This window comes from Pseudonocardia sp. NPDC046786 (assembly GCF_040645415.1).
GTDB classification, from domain to species: domain Bacteria; phylum Actinomycetota; class Actinomycetes; order Mycobacteriales; family Pseudonocardiaceae; genus Pseudonocardia; species Pseudonocardia kongjuensis.
The window spans coordinates 22,260-39,788 of record NZ_JBEYYF010000029.1; the positions used below are offsets into that span (position 1 = coordinate 22,260).

Here is a 17,529-nt window from a genome sequence, read left to right on the forward strand (position 1 = left end):
CGGCTGGGCGCCCGAACCCGATCCCGACGACGCCGGCCGCCGGGTCACCGCGGCCGGCCGGATGCTGGCCGTGCTCGACGCGTTCGGCCCCCGGCACCGGTCGCTCTCGCTCAGCGACATCGCGCGCCGCGGCGGGCTCAGCCTGTCCACCGCGCACCGGCTGGTGCACGAGCTGCTGGCGTGGGGCGCCCTGGAACGCGACGGTGAGGGCCGCTACTCGGTCGGCCTGCGGCTGCTGGAGCTCTCCGCGCTCGCGCCGCGCGGGCTCGGCCTGCGCGAGGCCGCCTACCCGCACCTGGAGGACCTGCACCGGGCCACCCGCGGCAACGTCCACCTCGGCGTGCGGGACGGCACCGGCGTGGTCTACGTCGAGGCGATCCGGGCCCGGGTGCGCAACCCGGTGAACAGCCGGGTCGGTGACCGCTGGCCGATGCACGCCACCGGGACCGGCCTGGTCCTGCTCGCGCACGCCGAGCCCGAGTTCCAGGAGCAGGTGCTGAGCTCGCCGCTGGAGCGCTTCAGCCCGATGACCGTCGTCGACCCGGACGAGCTGCGCCGCACCCTGGCCTCGATCCGGCAGACGGGGGTCGCAGTGGCCCGCGGGCAGATCACCGTGCCCGACCTGGTCGTCGCGGTGCCGGTGCACGACGCCGGCGGCCGGGTCGCCGCCGCCGTCAGCGTGGTCGTGGAAGCGACCGACGCGCGCACCCGGGAGCTGGCGGGGGTACTGACCCAGGCCTCCCGGGCGATCTCCCGGACCCTCGGCCCGCGGCCGGTCACCGGCCTCTGACCCGTCGCGCCGGCCGGCGCGTCGCAGCCGTGCCCCGCCGAGATGCAGCTCAGCGGGAATTGTCGATCTCCACAGCCCGCCGAGCTGCATCTCGGTGACGGGAGGGGTGCGACAGGGTGGCGGGGCCGGAGCGAGCGGGTCAGGGCGACGGGTCGACCCCGAGCCAGCGGAAGGTGTTGTGCCACAGGATGTCGTCCAGCTCGGCCGGGGACAGGTCCAGCGAGCGCAGGGTCCGCCCGCACGGCTCCTCCCGGGGCATCGCCGGGAAGTCGGAGCCGGCCAGCAGCCGGTCGTGGCCGAGCAGGTCGACCAGGTAGCGCAGGGCGCGGTGGTCGAAGACCATCGTGTCGTAGTAGAAGCGGCGGGCGTAGTCCAGCGGGGACGGGCCGTCGTCGTGCGCGAAGGCCCGTTCCGGCACCGCGGGCTCCTCGTTCCAGGTTCCGCTCCAGAAGTACTGCGCCCGCGGTAGCACCAGTGGGAACCCGCCCGCTGCGTGGCTGAACGACAACCGCAGGTCGGGGTAGTCGGCCGCGGTCCCGCCGGTGATCAACGACGCGGCCGCGGTCGCGCCCTGCAGACCGACGACGTGGGTGCCCATCGCCGAGGCGGGGAGCTGGTCGGTCGGCACCGGCATGGCGTGCACGAACACCGGCAGACCCAGCCGCTCCGCCTCGGCGAAGAACGGCCGGAACCGCTCGTCGCCGATCGGGCGGCCGAGCACAGCGGACGCGATCTCGACACCGTGCAGGCCCGCGTCGCGGATCTGCTTCAGCTCGGCGGCGGCGGTGTCCGGATCCTGCAAGGGGACGATGCCGAACCCGTACAGCCGCCCGGGCGCCGCCCCGGCCAGCGCCGCGCTGAACTCGTTGACGTGCCTGGCCAGGGACAGCCCGTCGGCGACGGGGAGGTCGTAGCGCAGCAACGGCGGCATCGGTGTGATCACCTCGGCGTCCACGCCGGACGCGTCCTGGGCCTCGATCCGCCGCTCGGCGTCGAAGAACGCCGCCTTCGCGGTGAACCGGGTCGCGCCGAACAGCATCAATCGGGCGTCGGTGCCGTCGAGCGCCTCCATCCGTGGGAAGCACTCCGGGGCGTCGGCCGGGTAGTCGTAGGGCAGCAGGTGTGCATGTGCGTCGATCAGCACGGTGGCTCCTCAGGGCAGGTGGGGGTGGATCGACACGTGCACCGCTCGCTCATCGGGCTCGTCCCCGGCCAGGGTCCGCAGCGCCTGCGCAGTGTCGTCGAGTCCGAACGTGTGGGTGTGCAGCGCCTCCAGCGGGAACCGGCCGGACTCGATGATCGCGATGGCCTCGGCGTAGCCGCGGGCATCGACGCCGAACGCGCCGCGCACGGTCAGCGCCCGGTTGATGATCAGGTCGGTGTTCAGCGGGTTCTCCCGGCCGCCCTTGAGCCCGGCGAGCACCACGGTGCCGCCGTGCTTCGCGGCGCGCAGCGCCTGGGTGAGCGGGGCGGCGGCCATCGGGGTCAGCTCCAGGACGACGTCGGCCCCGGCCCCGCCGGTCAGGTCGAGCACCCTCTCGACCGGGTCCTCGGCATCCGGCCCGTCGACGACGAGGACGTGGTCGGCCCCGAACTCCCGGGCCAGCTCCAGCTTGTGCACGTCGGACTGCAGCCCGGTGATGACGATCGTCCCGGCGCCCGCGGCCCGGGCGGCGATCACCGAGGCGATGCCCCGCTGCCCGGCCCCGAGCACCAGGACCGTGTCGCCGAGGCCGATCCCGCCCAGGTGCACCGCCCACCGGACGCCGGCACCGAGCGGGTTGAACATCACCGCCAGCTCGGCGGGCAGGTTCCGGTCGACCTTGTGCAGCACCGCGTTCGGTGCCAGGTAGAGGTACTCGGCCATGCCACCCCACAGCGACGGGGCGACGTCGATGCCGGTGACGCCGTGCGAGTTCCCGCGGTTGCGGCAGGACTGGTAGCGGCCGGTCAAGCAGTCGTGGCAGGCCCGACAGGGCACCGTCACCTCCAGCGCGACCCGGTCGCCCGGTTCGACGCCCCACCGGGCGGCCGCCCGCTCGCCGACCTCCTCGACGATCCCCAGCGGCTCGTGCCCGGGGATCACCGGGCCGCCCGAGCCCATCTGCATGTGCCCGCGGAACATCTCGACGTCGCTGCCGCAGATCCCGTTCGCCTCCACCCGCAGCAGGCCGTCGTCAGGACCGGTCGTGGGCCGCGGGAACTCGCGCAGCTCGATCGTTCCGGGCGCAGTCTGCACGGCAGCGCGTACCTGGTCGGTCATGACGGATCTCCTGCCGTCTCGGGTGGTCGGGGGATCGGGAACGGGCTGAGCCCGCCGCCGTCGAGGACGAGGGTCTGGGCGGTGACGTACCCGGCGTCCTCGGCGGCGAGATAGGCGACCGCCGCGGCGACGTCGTCGGGGCGCCCGGCCCGGCCGACCGGGATGGACCGGCCACGGGCCGCGACCGCGGCCGCAGCGGCCGCGTCGTCGAGGGTGGGATCGAGCACCGCGCGGCTGGTGGCGAGCAGGCCGGGGCAGATCGCGTTGACCGTGATCCCCCATCCGGCGACGTCCATCGCGAGCGCCCGGGTCAGGCCGATCACCCCCGCCTTGGAGGCCGAGTAGGCGGCCGAGCGCGGCGCCGCGGACAGCCCGGCCATCGACGAGATGTTGACGATGCGGCCGTAGCACTGCCCGCGCATCACCGGCACCGCCTCCCGGCACATCAGGAAGGTGCCGGTCAGGTTGGTGTGCAGCAGCTCCTGCCACACCTGCAGCGAGGTCTCGCAGACGTCGGCCCGGTCGGCGCCCTGCGGTGCGGCGGCGTTGTTGACCAGCACGTCGAGCCGGCCGAACCCGTCGACGGCGGTGCCGACCATCCGGGCGGCGTCGTCCGGGTGGCCGATGTCGCCGAGCGCGGCGACGGCGCGGCCGCCGCTGCCGGTGAGTTCGGCGACGAGCGCCGCGAGCCCGTCGTGGGTCCCGGTTCCGGTGTGCGCCGCCTGCCGGGCGTTGGGCACGCCGCCGGGCACCCGGTCGGTGACGACGACGGCGTACCCGGCCCGGGCGAGCCGGCGGGCGATCCCCTGCCCGGCGCCGTCCGGCTTGCCGCAGCCGGTGACCAGCGCGACCCGGCTGGTCACGGTGCACCGCCCGCGCCGGAGTCGGCACCGACGGTGGGTGTGCCCCCGGCGGCCGCGCAGCCGGCGTCAGTGATGACGTCGGCGACCACCGGTACCGCCCGGCCACCGGCGGAGGTGATCCGTTCCACGGTGCGGCCGGCGGCGGCCGCGTCCAGGTCGAGGACGGCGACCCGGGCACCCCTGGCGGCAGCCATCCGGGCGGTCGCGTGGCCGACACCGGGCAGGTCGCCGTTCTGCCCGGCACCGGTGACGAGCACGGCTCGCCCGGCCATCGGCGGGTCGCAGACCGGGAACGGGTCGTCCAGCGGGCCCGTCACGCCGCACCGCCCCGCACCGGCACCGCTGTCCCGGACCAGTCCGAGAACAGCCGCACCACCATCGAGATGCCCGCGTTGCGGGCGCCCGCGACGGCCAGCAGCAGGTTCTCCCGCTCCGGCCCGCGCAGCAGCGGGTCGAACCCGTCGGCGCGGGTCCCGTCGGCGAACCGGACCATGCCGTCCAGGCCGTCCTTCCCGGCCCGGGCGAGGTCGGCGACGCTGCGGCCACAGCGTTCCGCGAGCCACGCCCGCACCTCGGCGCGGCCGAACCCAGCGGTGGCCAGCTGCTGGGCGTGCTCCGGGCAGAAGACGATCCCGGCACTGGCGTTGCGGAAGATCCAGGCGCCGGTGCGGGAGAGCGTGTCGGCGAAGTCGGCGAGCAGCTGCTCCGCCGAGCCGGTGTGCCGGTTGTCGACGAACTCGCTGGTCCGCAGCAGCGTCGCGGACACTGCCGAGGTCCCGGCTGCCAGGCCGGCCTCGGCGGCGAGCGGCTCCCAGGGGCTCTCCTCCTCGTTCTCGGCGATGCAGATCTGCCAGCGCCCCGGCAACCCCTGGGTGGCCTGTTCCAGAGCGTGCGGGTGGATGCCGTAGACGTTGCGCACGATCAGCCCGATCGTGCGGGCCACGGTCGCGTTCGGCCGGAACCCGGGGCCGAACACGCCGCCGGTGGCGTTGAGGCCCAGCTCGGACCGGACCGGCCCGTTGACCACGATCAGCGGTGCCGGGCCGCTGGTCGACTGCCATCCCCCGCCACCGGCGGCGCGCTCGGCCATCAGCGCCTCCCAGGCCGCGAGGACGACCGGGAAGTACTCGGGCAGGCAGCCGGCCATCACCGCGTTGATCGCGGCCAGCTCGACGGTGACTACCCGGTCGAGCTGGGGCAGCCTGCCGATCTCGGTCTCCGGCCCGAGCGCGGTGGTGGCGAGGAACCGGTCGACCAGCGCGCGGGACGCCGGTACCACCGGCAACCCGTCGGTCCAACCCTGCTCGTAGCAGCGCTCGACGGCCGCGGCGGCGAGATCCGGGTCCGGGTCCGTCGGTGCGTCGGGGCCGGCCGTCACCGCAGCGGCCCGGTGAGCAGAGCGGCGACGTCGTCGGCCAGCCGGGCGGCCCGTTCCCGCACCTGGTCCGGTGAGAGCACCGCGACCGGATGCGGCGTCGTCAGGTAGCGGTAGCCGGTGGCGCCGCGCAGCGTGGCCATCGTGTCGGCGGTGGCGGCGAACGCGTCACTGCAGACCACCGCCGCGGGCAGGCCCGCCTGCTCGAACAGCACGCCGTCGGCGACCGCGGAAGCGCTGCACGAACCGCAGTCCCCGACACCGGTCACGACCACGTCGCAGCCGCCCGCATACTCCTCGATCAGCTCGGGAGGGGCGGGCGCGGCGAACTGTTGCTTGGTCCGGTGCAGGGTGACCCCGGCGGCACCGTGCACGGTCACGAGCAGCCGGGACAGCTCGGTGAGCAGCAGGTCGGCGTTCTTCTTCGTGTTCTCCAGGACGCCGATCCGCAGGCCGGTCAGGTCCGGGCGGCGTGGCGCGAGCAGTGACACCCCCGGTTCGCGTGCGTCGACCGCCCGGCCGGTCGGGTCGAGGATGGGGTTGGACACGGTCGCCTCCTGGTCGGGCGGGCGGTCTGGTTGACGGTCGTGCGGCTCAGCCCGCGAGCCGGGTCAGCCGCGACTTCATCTCGGCGCGCTCCAGCGAACCGGGCGGCACCAGGGTCACCGTCGCCTTCACCGACAGCCGGGATCGGATCGCGGACTCGATCTCCTTGCCGAGCTGCACGGTGTCGCCGGGGGTCTCGCCCCACTCGGCCTCGATCCGCAGTGGCGGCTCGATCCGTGGGCCCTGCTGGGGCAGCACGATCTGCACCGCGCCGGTGGTGCGCGGGTGCATCGCGACGACCAGGTCACGCACCGCGGAGGGGAACACGTTGACGCCGAGCACGATCAGCATGTCGTCGGTACGTCCGATGCAGCGGATCAGCGGGGCGTCGTCGGCCGCCCGCCCGGTGACGACCACCCGGTCCCGGGTGCGGAACCGCACCAGCGGGCAGCACTCCCGGTCCACTGAGGTGTAGACGAGCTCCCCCTCGGCCCCGGGTTCGGCGGTCACCGGTTCGCCGGACTCCGGGTCGATCAGCTCCGCGACCACGTGCCGCCCGCCGGTGAAGCGCATTCCGCCGCTGCCGGGCTGCTCGGCGAACAGCACGGGCGCCATGTCGGCGTTCCCGAGGCCCTCGGTGACCGGGGCGCCCCACTCCTGCTCGACGTGCCTGCGGAATGCGGGCTCCCCGCCGCCGGGCTCACCGCCGACGAAGATCTTCCGCAGCCCGAACTCGCGCGGGTCCCGGCCCGCGGCCCGCAGGTACTCGGCCAGGTAGCGGGCGTAGGACGGGGTGGAGTGCAGCGCCGTGACGCCGAGCGACTCCAGTGCCTGCACGGCCTTCTCCGAGGCGCCGGTGCCGATCGGGACCATGGTGCTGCCGATTCGCTCCAGGGCGTCGCGGATCGGCAGCCCGCCGACGAACAGGGTGAGCCCTGCACCGTGCAGGACGACGTCGTCACGGGTGGCGCCCATCGTGCGGAACGCACGCGCGACCAGGTCGGTCCACGCGCCGGCGTCCCGCCGGGTCACCCCGACCCAGCTGGGGCGCCCGGTGGTCCCGGTGGAGGCGTGCACCCGCACCACCTCGGACATCGCAACACCGGCGTGCCTGCCCAGTGGCGGCTGCGCAGCCTGCGAGTCGCGAAGCATCTGCTTGTCGGTGAAGGGGAACCGGCCCAGGTCGGCCAGCGAGCCGAACGCGGAGGCGTCGACGTCGTGCCCGGCGAACAGGTCGGCGTAGAGCGGGGAACGGCCCGGCAGGCCCTCGAGCTGGGCACGCAACAGGTCGGTGACGGCATCGGCGTCGGCGGGCGCGACGAAACCGGGCACGGGCGCTGGGGACACGGTGGCTCCTCGGATCGCAGCGGGGGTCAGGCGTCGTGCACGACGACGCCGCGGATGGTGCGGCCGTCGGTCATGTCCCGATAGCCCTGGTTCACCTCGTCGAGGCGGTACCGGCGGGTGATCAGCTCGTCGAGCTTGAGATCACCCGCCCGGTACAGGCCGAGCAGGCGGGGAATGTCGTACAACGGATTGCAGCCGCCGAACAGCGCGCCCTGGATCCGGCGCTGGTAGCTGATCATCATCCCGGCGTGCACGTCGACGGTGTTCTCGCCGAGCCGCCCGACCGCCGTGACGGTGACGGTGCCGCCCTTACCGACGACCGCGACGGCCGCCGAGACGACCTCGGGGGTGAGCACTCCCGGCGTGCAGATCGCGTGGTCGGCGAGCTGGCCCCAGGTCGTCTCGACCACGAACTCGTGGGCGCTCGCCGCGTCGGCGAAGGTGTGCGTCGCACCGAAGGTCTCCGCGGACTCGCGCTTGAACGCGACCGGATCGACGACGACCACGTTCTTCGCCCCGGCGTAGCGAGCGCCCTGCACCGCGTTTGACCCGACCCCACCCGATCCGTAGATCACCACGGTCTCCCCGGCGCGGACGCCGGCGGCGTACACCGCGGATCCCCAGCCGGTGGGGACGCCGCAGCCGACCAGCGCACCGATCTCGAACGGGATGTCGTCGGGCAGCGGTACGCACGCCCACTCCGAGACCACCGCGTACTGGGAGAACGTGCCGAGCGTGCAGAACCCGCCGAAGTCGACGCGATCCTCACCGGTGCCCTGGTGGAACCGGAAGGACCCGTCGAGGAACATCCCGGTGCCCGCGTTGAGCCCCTTCACGCACATGTTCTGCTGCCCGGTGGAGCACGGCCGGCACGCCCCGCAGGCAGGGATGTAGGAACAGACGACCCGGTCGCCGGGGCGGACCCGGCGCACGTCCGGGCCCACCGACTCGACGACGCCCGCGCCCTCGTGCCCGCCGACGACCGGGAACCGGACGGGCGCGTCGCCCGCGGTGATGTGGTCGTCGGAGTGGCAGAGCCCGGAGGCGTGGAAGCGGACCCGGACCTCGTGTGCGCGGGGCGGGTCGAGCCGCAGGTCGGTCAGCTCCCAGCCGGTGTGCGGGCCCCGGGCCACCGCCGCCCGGGTGCTGATCACCCCGGCGTCGGCGGCCCCGGACGGTTCGGTCGCGGCGCTCGCCGTGCTCGCTGTGCTCACTGCAGGGCCCCCTCCGGTCGTGCCGCGACGTGCGGCAGCACCTCCGCCCCGATCAGGGCGATGTGGTCGAGATCTGCGATGTCGTAGATGTGCAGGTAGACGGTGTCGGCACCGGCCTCGGCGAGCTCCCCGACCCGGTCGGTGACGAGCTCGGGGGACCCGATCGCGGCGTTGTCGCGCATGAAGTCGGAGCCGATGACCGCGCCCCTGCGGTCCACCTCGCCCGGGGTGGCGCCGCAGGCCACCGGCAGCACCGCGGAGCGGCGCGCGGTCGCCGGGTCCCGATCGATCGCCTCGCAGGCCCGGTCGAACACGCTGTAGCGGGCGGCCAGGTCGCCGCCGAGGGCGCCGTTGAACTCGTCGGCGTGCCGGGCGGCGATCGCGGGGGTCCGTTTCGGACCGGTCCCGCCGACCACCACCGGCGGGTACGGGGTCTGTACCGGATGCGGCGGGGTGTGGTTGTCGTCGATCCGGTGGTGGGTGCCGTCGAAGGAGAAGCCGTCGCCGCTGTGCGCGGCCCGCCACAGCCCGGTGACGACGGCCAGCTGCTCCTCCAGCCGGTCGAACCGGTCCCGGATCGGCGGGAACGGAAGCCCGAACGCGGTGTGCTCGCGCTCGTACCAGCCGGTGCCCAGGCCCAGCTCGACCCGGCCGCCGCTCATCTCGTCGACCGAGGCGACGATGGTGGCGAGCAGGCCCGCCTCGCGGAAGGTCGCGGCGCCGACCAGCGCGCCGAGCCGGACCCGGGTGGTCTCGCGGGCCAGCCCGCCGAGCGTCGTCCAGCAGTCGGTGGGTCGGTAGCTGCGGTCGTGCGGGTCGACACCCATCAGGTGGTCGGAGCGGAAGAAGGCGTCGAACCCGGCAGCCTCGGTGGCCCGCGCGAGGGCGAGGATCTCGGCGTAGCGGGCGCCGTGCCGGGGTTCCATGAGCACCCGCATCCGGACCCCGTGGCCGCTCCGCTCAGCCACGGAACGACACCGTCTTCACCTGGGTGTGTTCCAGCACCGCGTCGGCGCCCATCGTCCTGCCGAAGCCGCTGCGCCGGTAGCCGCCGAAGGGGCCGCCGATCACCCCGGCGCCGAGCGCCGCGTTCACCGCGACCTGCCCGGCGGCCAGTCCGCGCGACATCCGTACGGCGCGGCCGACGTCGCGGGTCCACACCGAGGCGACCAGGCCGTAGTCGGTGCCGTTGGCGACCTCGAGTGCCTGGGCCTCACCGTCGACCTCCAGCACCGACAGCACCGGTCCGAAGATCTCCTCGCGGGCGATCGTCATGCCGGGGTCGACGCCGTCGAACAGGGTGGGCTCGACGAAGAAGCCGCGGTCCAGGTCGTCCCCCGCCGGGGTCCCGCCGCCGGTGACCAGCCGGGCACCCTCCTCGATGCCGGTCCGGACGTAGCCGAGCACTCGGTCCCGCTGCCGGGCGTTGATCAACGGTCCCATCCGGACCGGTTCGTGCCACGGGCCGACGCTGACCGCCGCCATTTCGGCGGCGAGCCGGTCCACCAGCTCGGCCCGGATGGACCGGTCCACGACCACCCGGGACCCGGCGGCGCAGATCTGGCCGGTGTTGAGCGTGATGCCGGCGACGATCGCCGGGACCGCCTTGTCCAGATCGGCGTCCGGGAACACCACCTGCGGGGACTTGCCGCCCAGCTCCAGATGCAACGGCACCAGCCGGCGCGCGCAGGTCGCCATCACCGCGGAGCCGATCTCCGGGGAGCCGGTGAACCCGACCCTGGCGACGCCGGGGTGCGCGGGGAGCGCGGCACCCGCCTCGTGCCCGTAGCCGGTGACGACGTTGACCACCCCCGGCGGGATCCCGGCCTCGCGGGCGAGCCGGGCCAGTGCCAGCGGGGTCAGCGGGGCGTCCTCGGCCGGCTTGACGACGATCGTGTTGCCCGCCGCGATCGCGGCCCCGGTGTCGTTGGCGAACATCGGGCCGGGCGCGTTCCACGGGATGATCGACGCGACCACGCCGTAGGGCTCGCGCAGGGTGAAGCCGAGCGCGTCCGGGGTGTGCGTCGGCAGCGACAGTCCCTGCACCTTGTCGGCCTGCCCGGCGAGGAAGGTGAGCATCCTGGCCATCGGCGGCGGGCCCCAGTGCGGGCGCCCGACCTCGCGTGATTCCAGCCGGTCCAGCTCGTCGGCGTGCTCCTCGACCAGCTGGGCCCAGCGCAGCAGCAGCCGGCCGCGCTCGGTGGCGCTGGTGTCGCGCCACGCCGGGAAGGCCTCTCCGGCGGCCACCACGGCGGCGTCGACGTCGGCGGCAGTGCCGCGCGGGACCCGCCCGACGACCTCGCCGGTGGCGGGATCGAGCACGTCGATCGTGCGGGCGTCGGCGGCGGGTACCCAGCCGTCGCCGATCAGATGGGTGCCGTCCGTGGGCAGGGCGGTGTCGGTGATCGTCATGGTTCCCCTCAGTGCTCGTGCACGATCACGCCGCGGATGTTCCGGCCGTCGAGCATGTCCTGGTAGCCCTGGTTGACCTCGTCGAGGCGGTACCGGCGGGTGATCAGCTCGTCGAGCTTGAGATCGCCGGAGCGGTAGAGGTCGAGCAGCCGGGGCACGTCGTGCAGCGGGTTGCAGCCGCCGAAGATCGCGCCCTGCACCCGGCGCTGGTAGCCGATCAGCATCCCGGAGGGGGTCCGCACCGAGCCGTTGCCGACCGCGGTGATCGTGACCTGACCGGACTTCCCGGTGATCGCCAGCGCGCGGCCGATCACCTCGTCGTGCAGCACGCCGACGGTGATGATCGCGTGATCGGCGAGCTCACCCCAGGTCGTCTCGACGACGAACTGCTGGGCCTCGTCGGCGTCGGCGAAGGTGTGCGTGGCGCCGAAGACCTTCGCCATGTCCCGCTTGAAGGGCACCGGATCGACGACCACCACGTTGCGGGCACCGGCGAGCCGGGCACCCTGCACCGCGTTGGAGCCGACCCCGCCCGCGCCGTAGACGACGACGGTCTGCCCGGCCCGCACCCCTGCGGCGTGCACCGCGGAGCCCCAGCCGGTCGGGACACCGCAGCCGACCAGGGATGCGACGTCGAACGGGATGTCGTCCGGGATAGGGATGCAGGAGAACTCGGAGACCACCGCGTGCTGGGCGAACGTGCCGAGCACGCAGAGGCCGCCGAGATCCTGCCCGTCCAGGTGGAACCGGAAGGTTCCGTCGGGGAACTCGCCGGTGGCGGCGTTCTTCCCGGCGTCGCACAGGTTCTGCCGGGCGGTGGAGCAGTAGCGGCAGGTGCCGCAGGCCGGGATGAACGAGCAGACGACGTGGTCGCCGACCTGTACCCGGGTCACCCCCGGTCCGACCGCGTCGACCACCCCGGCGCCCTCGTGACCGCCGACGACCGGCATCCGCATCGCCGCGTCGCCTTTCTGGATGTGGTCGTCGGAGTGACAGAGCCCCGCCGCGTGGAACCGGATGCGGACCTCGTTGGCATGCGGGTCGTCCAGCTCGACGTCGGTGATCTCCCACGGTGTCCCGGGTTCGCGACAGATCGCGGCTCGGGTGGTGATTCCCATGTCGGCTCCTGTGTGTCGCAACGGATGCGGCCGCGTGTGCGAAGGCCGGGCCCGGTCCGCGGTAAGGGCCGGGGTGTGGGCCGGGTCACCGGCTCGTGCTCTCACGATGCCGCCCTCCGGGCGGGTGCCGGGAGTCCGATTTCACGTCGCGGAAGGCAGGTCGTGCCCCACGATCGGACCGACCACCGGTGTGGTCAGGGGTGCGGGTGGACGGAGACGTGGACGGCCGTGCCGTCGCCTGCGCGGCCGGCCAGGGTGTCGATGGCCAGGCCGACGTCGTCGAGACCGAAGGTGTGGGTGTGCAGGCGTTCGAACGGGAACCGCCGCGACTCCAGCAGCTCGATGGCCCGGCGGTTCGCGACGGCGTCCACCCCGAACGCACCCTTCACGACCAGCCCGCGCTGGATGATCTGGTCGGTCACGAGCGGGATCTTCTTGTGCCCCTTCAGCCCCGCCAGGACGACGGTGCCACCGAACCGGACCGAGGCGAGCGCGTCGGCGATCGGGCCGCCCGCCATCGGGGTCATGTCGACCGCGACGTCGGCCATTGCGCCGCCGGTCAGCTCGCGTACCCGCTCCGGGAGCTCGGGGCCGCCGTCGTCCACCACGAGGGTGTGGTCCGCGCCGAGCTCGCGGGCCAGTGCGAGCTTGTGCCCATCCGACTCCAGCCCGGTGACGACGATCGTCCCGGCGCCCGCGGCCCGGGCCGCAACGACGGCCGCCAGTCCGCGCTGCCCGGCCCCGAGCACCAGCAGGGTGTCGCCGAGGCCGACCCCGCCGAGGTCCACCGCCCAGCGGACGCCTGCCCCGAGCGGGTTGTACATCGCGGCGACCTCGGCCGGGAGGCTGCGGTCGATCCGGTGCAGCACCGAGGTCGGGGACAGGTAGAGGTACTCGGCGAAGCCGCCCCACAGCGCCGGGTCGACGTCGATCCCGGTCACCCCGTGCCCGTAGCGGCGCAACCGGCAGGCCTGGTAGCGCCCGGTCAGACAGGAGTGACAGGCCCGGCACGGGACGACGACCTCCAGCGCGACCCGGTCGCCCGCCTGCACCCCCCACCGCTGCGCGGCCCGCTCCCCGATCTCCTCCACGATCCCCATCGGCTCGTGGCCGGGGATGAAGGGCGGTCGTTCCCGGTCGAAGATCTCGATGTCGCTCCCGCAGATCCCGTTCGCCTCGACCCGCAGCAGCCCGTCGTCCGGGCCGGTCGCCGGGCGCGGGAACTCGCGCATCTCGATCTGCCGGGGCCCGGTCTGCACCGCTGCCCGTACCGTCGTCGTCACGTCGTGTCCTCGCTCTCGTCGGGGATGTGTGTCCGGTGCCGGCACCCGCGGCACCGGCCTGCGGTCCGCGCCCCGGGGTTATCCCCACCGTGGCCGCCGGGCGAGGTGCCGCAGCACGGTCCGCGCGGCCGTGCCGCCGTCGGCCGCCGAGTCGGTGAGCAGTGCGGCGCTGCCGGTCCGGAGGTCGCCGGCCGCGACGATCCCGGGACGGGAGGTCGTCAGGTCCTCGTCCACGACGAGCCGCCCGGTCCCGTCGCGGCGCACGAGATCGGCCAGCCATCCGGTGTCCGGTTCCAGCCCGATCTGCACGAGCAGCCCGTCCGCGGGTTCCTCGGTCTCCGCTCCGGTGCCGAGGTCCCGGACGACCACCGACCGGACCCGGTCCGCACCATCGACCGCGACGACGCCTGCCCCGGCCCGGAACGTCACGTTGGGCAGCGCCGCGGTCCGGGCGACGAGCTCGTCCCTGGCGGTCGGGACCGGGCCGTGGTGGACGATCAGCACCCGGTTCGCGTACCCGGCGAGCACCGCGGCCTCGTCCATCGCCGAGTCCCCGCCGCCGACGACGACCACGTCCAGGTCACGCAGGAGCGGCCCGTCGCAGGAGGCGCAGCGGGTCACCCCGCGCCCGGTGAGCTGCTGCTCGCCGGGCACCCCGAGCCGTCGCCGGACGGAGCCACCGGCCAGCACGACCGCGGTCGCGCCGAACTCGGCTCCGCCGTCGGCGTGCAGCCGGTACCGGTCGCCGTCCGGGACGACCGCGGTGACATCGGCGAGCGCGACCGCCGCCCCGGCCGCCTCGGCCTGCTCCATCAGCAGCGCGCCCAGGTCGTAGCCGGCGATCGGAACCGGATGGCCGGGTGCGTTCCTGATGGCGTCCACCGTGGACACCTGACCGCCGACCGTCCCCCGGTCGAGCAGCAGCACGTCGGCGCCACCGGTGGCGATCTCCCGGGCGCAGGTCAGGCCGGCCATCCCGGCCCCGACGACGACCACGTCGGGGCCGCTCACCGCGGTCACCGCCACTCGTCGACGGAGACGGTGGCGACCGGGCGGGAGCCCATGATCTGCCAGTAGCCGTTGGTCCCGCCGCCCACCACGACGACGTTGACGTCCCGTTCCAGGAACATCGGGATCTCCTCCTCCGGTGCCGCCGTCAGCCGTCCGGCCAGCGGTTCCTCACCGGAGCCGGCCCGCGGCTCGATGTAGTTGCGCACCAGCTGCAGATCCCAGTAGCGGTCAGCGCGCATGGTGGCGGTGTCGTGGATCCAGGAGATCAGCGCCGCCTTGTCGGCGAAGCCACCGCGCTCGACGAACTGCTCGGCCGCGATCGGGTCCAGCAGCAGCATCGGCGCCCCGACCACGTCGGTACCGCGCAGCATGTCCTGCACGTGCTCGCGCCAGTGCTGCGCGCGCAGACCGAGTCCGAACGTGGTGGAGCGGCCGCCCTGGAACACGGTCACCGTGCTCTCCTCGGCGCGGTGACCGCGCTGCACGTGCAGCGGCTCCCAGGGGCTGCGCTCCTCGTTCTCGGCGAAGGTGACGTTGCTGTAGGTGAGGGCGTTGCCCTGGGATCCCATGTACGTCTCGCCGGGCACCGAACCGCCCTGCAGGTTCTGAGAGGCCAGCCCGTACGCCCGCCCTATGGTGGCGTTCGCGTGGTTGTACGGGCCCATCGCGCCGATCCCGCTGTTCATGCCGATCTCGTCCCGGACCGGCCCGTTCACCACCACCGTCACCGCCGCCGAGCTGGACGAGCTGCCGCGCGCCGAGCGCCCGCTCGCCGTCAGCGCGAGGACCACCGGGAGGTACTCCGGCCGGCAGCCCGCCATGACGGCGTTCACCGCGACCATCTCCACCGTGTAGCTCCAGGCACCGCGGTTCGCGGTGGGCTGCATCCGGCCGACCACCTCGCCGGGGTCACGGCTGGTGCCCCTCAGCATCGCGGCCACCCGGGCCTCGGTCGGCAGGACCACCGGCAGCTGGTCGGTCCAGGCCCGCTCCAGGAACAGCTCGTGCAACCGCTCCTCGGACGCCGCGGCCAGCAGTCGCCTGCGCCCGGTCCGTACGGTGCCCGACCCGGTGCCCGTTCCCCCGGCGCCGCCGCCCGCCGCGGTGAGGCCGTCCACGATCCGCTGCATCACCGGGCCGCCGTGCACCGGATCGGTCCCGTCGACGTAGTCCCGCAGCTGCGCGGCCGACCGCCCCATCACCGGCTGCGGCACGAACACCTGGGTCAGGTCGGCGAGCCCGCCCATCCGCGCCACCGAGCCCACGACGCGGTGGAACGTCTCGGTGTGCACCGCGACCGCCGGCACCCCGTAGCGGGTCTCCAGGGTGATGGCGTGTGTGGTCACGGCCGGGGCGCAGGTGCTGCAGTGCCCGACGCCGAGGATCGCCACACCGCCCTCCCCGGCGATCCGCTCCCACAGCTGCGGGTCGTCGGTGGCGTAGGTACCGGAGAGCTGCACCGGGGTCGTCCGCACGGTCGGCAGGTGCTCGCCGAACCAGGCGTCGACCTGGCGCAGCAGCTCGCCGGAGTCGTCGAACCTGCTGTCCACCAGGAACACCGGCCTGCCCTCCAGGGAGGGGCCCCGGTCCGCGAGGTGCTTGCCGGTCACCACGGGCGGGACACCGGTCGGGTCGTGCACGACCAGGCGTGTCCGCTGCCTGTCGTCGGTACTCGTGGGGCCGGTCATCCGATCGTCTCTCCCGTCATCGGCGGAACTCCGCCGTCACTTCGGCGTGATCGTGGTCCAGTCGTTGCTGAGTAGGCCGTCCGGATTGCCCAGGCCGTCCCACACCTCGGTGTTGTAGACGCCGAACGGCCGGGTGTAGACGAGCGGGGCGGCGATCATGATCTCGGTGGCCCGGTCCTGTACGGCTCGCAGGTGCCGGGCCCGGTCGGCCCGGTCGCTGCTGCGCAGGGCGTTGTCGACGGCCTGCTGGATCTCCTGGTCACAGACCCCGGACGGGTTCTCTGCATCCACCGGCTCCGGCACGCAGTGGTACCAGCGGGTGATGCCGACGCTCGGGTCGACGCCGAGCGTCGCCTCCACGATGGCCATGTCGAAGTCCCGCCGGTGGTACACGTTCTCCTGGAAGACGCTCGTGTCCTCGCCGCGCAGGTCCACCCCGATCCCGACCTCGGCCATCGACGACTGGATCACCGCGCCGACCGCCCGCGCCTCCGCGGTGACGCTCATCAGGTGCAGCCGCAGGGTGAACCGGTTCCCGTCGGGGCCGCGCGGGTGACCTGCCGCGTCGAGTGCCGCGTTCACCTCGTCCGGGTCGTGGGAGAACTCCTCGCGGTAGTCGACGCCCGGGTCGATCCACTCCATCTCCTCCGGGAACATCGCCGTCGCCTCGGTGGACACCTCGGGCAGCGCGACGTCGGCGACCTGCGCCCGGTTGATCGACCGGTAGACCAGCTTGCGGACCTCCGGGTCGGCGAGCTCCGGCACATCGGTGTTCATGGTGAAGACGAACTGGCGGGGCAGCTGGCCGCGCTGGGTCAGCTCCAGGTGCTCGGCGGCCCTGATCTGGTCCAGCATCCCCTGCCCGGCGCCACCGATCTGGGTGTCCCCGGCCAGCAGCGCGAGGGTGGCGGCGTTCGTGTCGGTCATGCTGACGAAGATCAGCCGGTCGACTTCGACATCCCCGCGCCAGTAGTCCGGGTTCGCCGTCATCGAGATCTCCCGGCCCTCGTCGAAGTTCTCGAAGACGAACGCGCCGGTGCCGACCGGCGCCATGTTCGCAGGATTGTCCAGGATGTCGGTGCCCTCGAAGACGTGCCGCGGCAGGATCTGTTGCAGCGTCAGGACCTCCATGATCGGACCGAACGGCTCGTCCAGGGTGATCACCACGGTCGAGTCGTCCGGTGTCGCGACCGACTCCACGTGCTCCACGAGCTGCGCCCCGTACGCCTGGTACCGCATCACCTCCTCGACGTTGAACCGGACGTCCTCGGCGGTGAACGGCTCACCGTCGTGCCAGCTCACCCCCTCCTGGAGCTGCAGGGTCACCGTGCGCCCGTCCTCGCTGACCTCCCAGTCCCGCGCCAGCCAGGGATGAACCTGGAAGGTGTCGTCGAGCCGGACCAGCGGTTCGAGCATCGGTGAGGTGACGATGTCCACCGACGGTGACGCGATCACCTGCGGGTTGAGATGGGGCACGGTCCCGGTGGACGTGACGAAGGTGCGCGGCTCCCCGGCGGCGCCACCGTCCGGGTCGCCGAGTGCGCAGGATGCCAGCAGGACCGCGGTCACCGCGATCACCGCCGTCACCACGATCGGTCGTACACGCATGGGAGCCACCT

The 17,529-nt window shown here is 73.5% G+C and carries 16 protein-coding genes; 1 reads left to right on the forward strand and 15 read right to left on the reverse strand.

The features are described from left to right. Positions 1-61: 61 nt before the first annotated feature. Entirely contained in the window at positions 62-790 is a 729-nt protein-coding gene (locus ABZ881_RS26805) for an IclR family transcriptional regulator (protein ID WP_358488459.1), read from the forward strand. 139 nt (positions 791-929) lie between these two features. Here ABZ881_RS26805 and ABZ881_RS26810 read toward each other — a convergent pair whose 3' ends face one another. The 15 genes from ABZ881_RS26810 to ABZ881_RS26880 all read right to left on the reverse strand — a co-directional run bounded on the left by ABZ881_RS26810 (position 930) and on the right by ABZ881_RS26880 (position 17,518). Continuing rightward, complete coding sequence (locus ABZ881_RS26810) at positions 930-1,934, reverse strand: amidohydrolase family protein (RefSeq protein WP_358488409.1); 1,005 nt, start codon at positions 1,932-1,934, stop codon at positions 930-932. Positions 1,935-1,943: 9 nt separating this feature from the next. Continuing rightward, positions 1,944-3,053: a zinc-binding dehydrogenase gene (locus ABZ881_RS26815; RefSeq protein ID WP_358488411.1), complete on the reverse strand. Its 1,110-nt coding sequence runs from the start codon at positions 3,051-3,053 to the stop codon at positions 1,944-1,946. Further along, complete coding sequence (locus tag ABZ881_RS26820) at positions 3,050-3,916, reverse strand: SDR family oxidoreductase (RefSeq protein ID WP_358488412.1); 867 nt, start codon at positions 3,914-3,916, stop codon at positions 3,050-3,052. Before ABZ881_RS26820 ends, ABZ881_RS26815 begins: the two co-directional genes overlap by 4 nt. Then, positions 3,913-4,233 (reverse strand): SDR family NAD(P)-dependent oxidoreductase, encoded by a 321-nt coding sequence (locus tag ABZ881_RS26825; protein WP_358488413.1) that lies wholly within the window; start codon positions 4,231-4,233, stop codon positions 3,913-3,915. Before ABZ881_RS26825 ends, ABZ881_RS26820 begins: the two co-directional genes overlap by 4 nt. Further along, on the reverse strand, positions 4,230-5,294 hold the full coding sequence (locus tag ABZ881_RS26830; protein ID WP_358488414.1) for a hypothetical protein: 1,065 nt from the start codon (positions 5,292-5,294) through the stop codon (positions 4,230-4,232). Before ABZ881_RS26830 ends, ABZ881_RS26825 begins: the two co-directional genes overlap by 4 nt. Next, entirely contained in the window at positions 5,291-5,839 is a 549-nt protein-coding gene (locus tag ABZ881_RS26835; protein WP_358488416.1) for a UGSC family (seleno)protein, read from the reverse strand. Before ABZ881_RS26835 ends, ABZ881_RS26830 begins: the two co-directional genes overlap by 4 nt. Positions 5,840-5,885: 46 nt before the next feature. Beyond that, a complete protein-coding gene (locus ABZ881_RS26840; RefSeq protein WP_358488417.1) occupies positions 5,886-7,184 on the reverse strand; it encodes an AMP-binding protein in 1,299 nt (432 codons plus the stop codon). A gap of 26 nt (positions 7,185-7,210) precedes the next feature. Next, positions 7,211-8,335, reverse strand: a complete 1,125-nt coding sequence (locus ABZ881_RS26845; RefSeq protein WP_358488460.1) for an NDMA-dependent alcohol dehydrogenase — start codon at positions 8,333-8,335, stop codon at positions 7,211-7,213. A 59-nt stretch (positions 8,336-8,394) separates the two neighbouring features. Beyond that, positions 8,395-9,336 (reverse strand): TIGR03560 family F420-dependent LLM class oxidoreductase, encoded by a 942-nt coding sequence (locus ABZ881_RS26850; protein ID WP_358488462.1) that lies wholly within the window; start codon positions 9,334-9,336, stop codon positions 8,395-8,397. A 22-nt stretch (positions 9,337-9,358) separates the two neighbouring features. Continuing rightward, the gene (locus ABZ881_RS26855) at positions 9,359-10,810 is read right to left on the reverse strand and encodes an aldehyde dehydrogenase family protein (RefSeq protein WP_358488418.1); all 1,452 of its coding nucleotides are present in this window, start codon (positions 10,808-10,810) and stop codon (positions 9,359-9,361) included. Positions 10,811-10,818: 8 nt separating this feature from the next. Beyond that, positions 10,819-11,928, reverse strand: a complete 1,110-nt coding sequence (locus ABZ881_RS26860) for an NDMA-dependent alcohol dehydrogenase (protein ID WP_358488420.1) — start codon at positions 11,926-11,928, stop codon at positions 10,819-10,821. Between the two features lie 194 nt (positions 11,929-12,122). After that, the gene (locus tag ABZ881_RS26865) at positions 12,123-13,211 is read right to left on the reverse strand and encodes a zinc-binding dehydrogenase (protein WP_358488421.1); all 1,089 of its coding nucleotides are present in this window, start codon (positions 13,209-13,211) and stop codon (positions 12,123-12,125) included. Positions 13,212-13,289: 78 nt separating this feature from the next. Beyond that, entirely contained in the window at positions 13,290-14,222 is a 933-nt protein-coding gene (locus ABZ881_RS26870; RefSeq protein WP_358488423.1) for an FAD-dependent oxidoreductase, read from the reverse strand. 5 nt (positions 14,223-14,227) lie between these two features. Next, positions 14,228-15,910: a UGSC family (seleno)protein gene (locus tag ABZ881_RS26875; protein ID WP_358488424.1), complete on the reverse strand. Its 1,683-nt coding sequence runs from the start codon at positions 15,908-15,910 to the stop codon at positions 14,228-14,230. A gap of 36 nt (positions 15,911-15,946) precedes the next feature. Beyond that, positions 15,947-17,518 carry an ABC transporter substrate-binding protein gene (locus ABZ881_RS26880; RefSeq protein ID WP_358488425.1) on the reverse strand — a complete coding sequence of 524 codons (1,572 nt, stop codon included), beginning with the start codon at positions 17,516-17,518 and terminating at the stop codon, positions 15,947-15,949. Positions 17,519-17,529 lie beyond the last annotated feature (11 nt).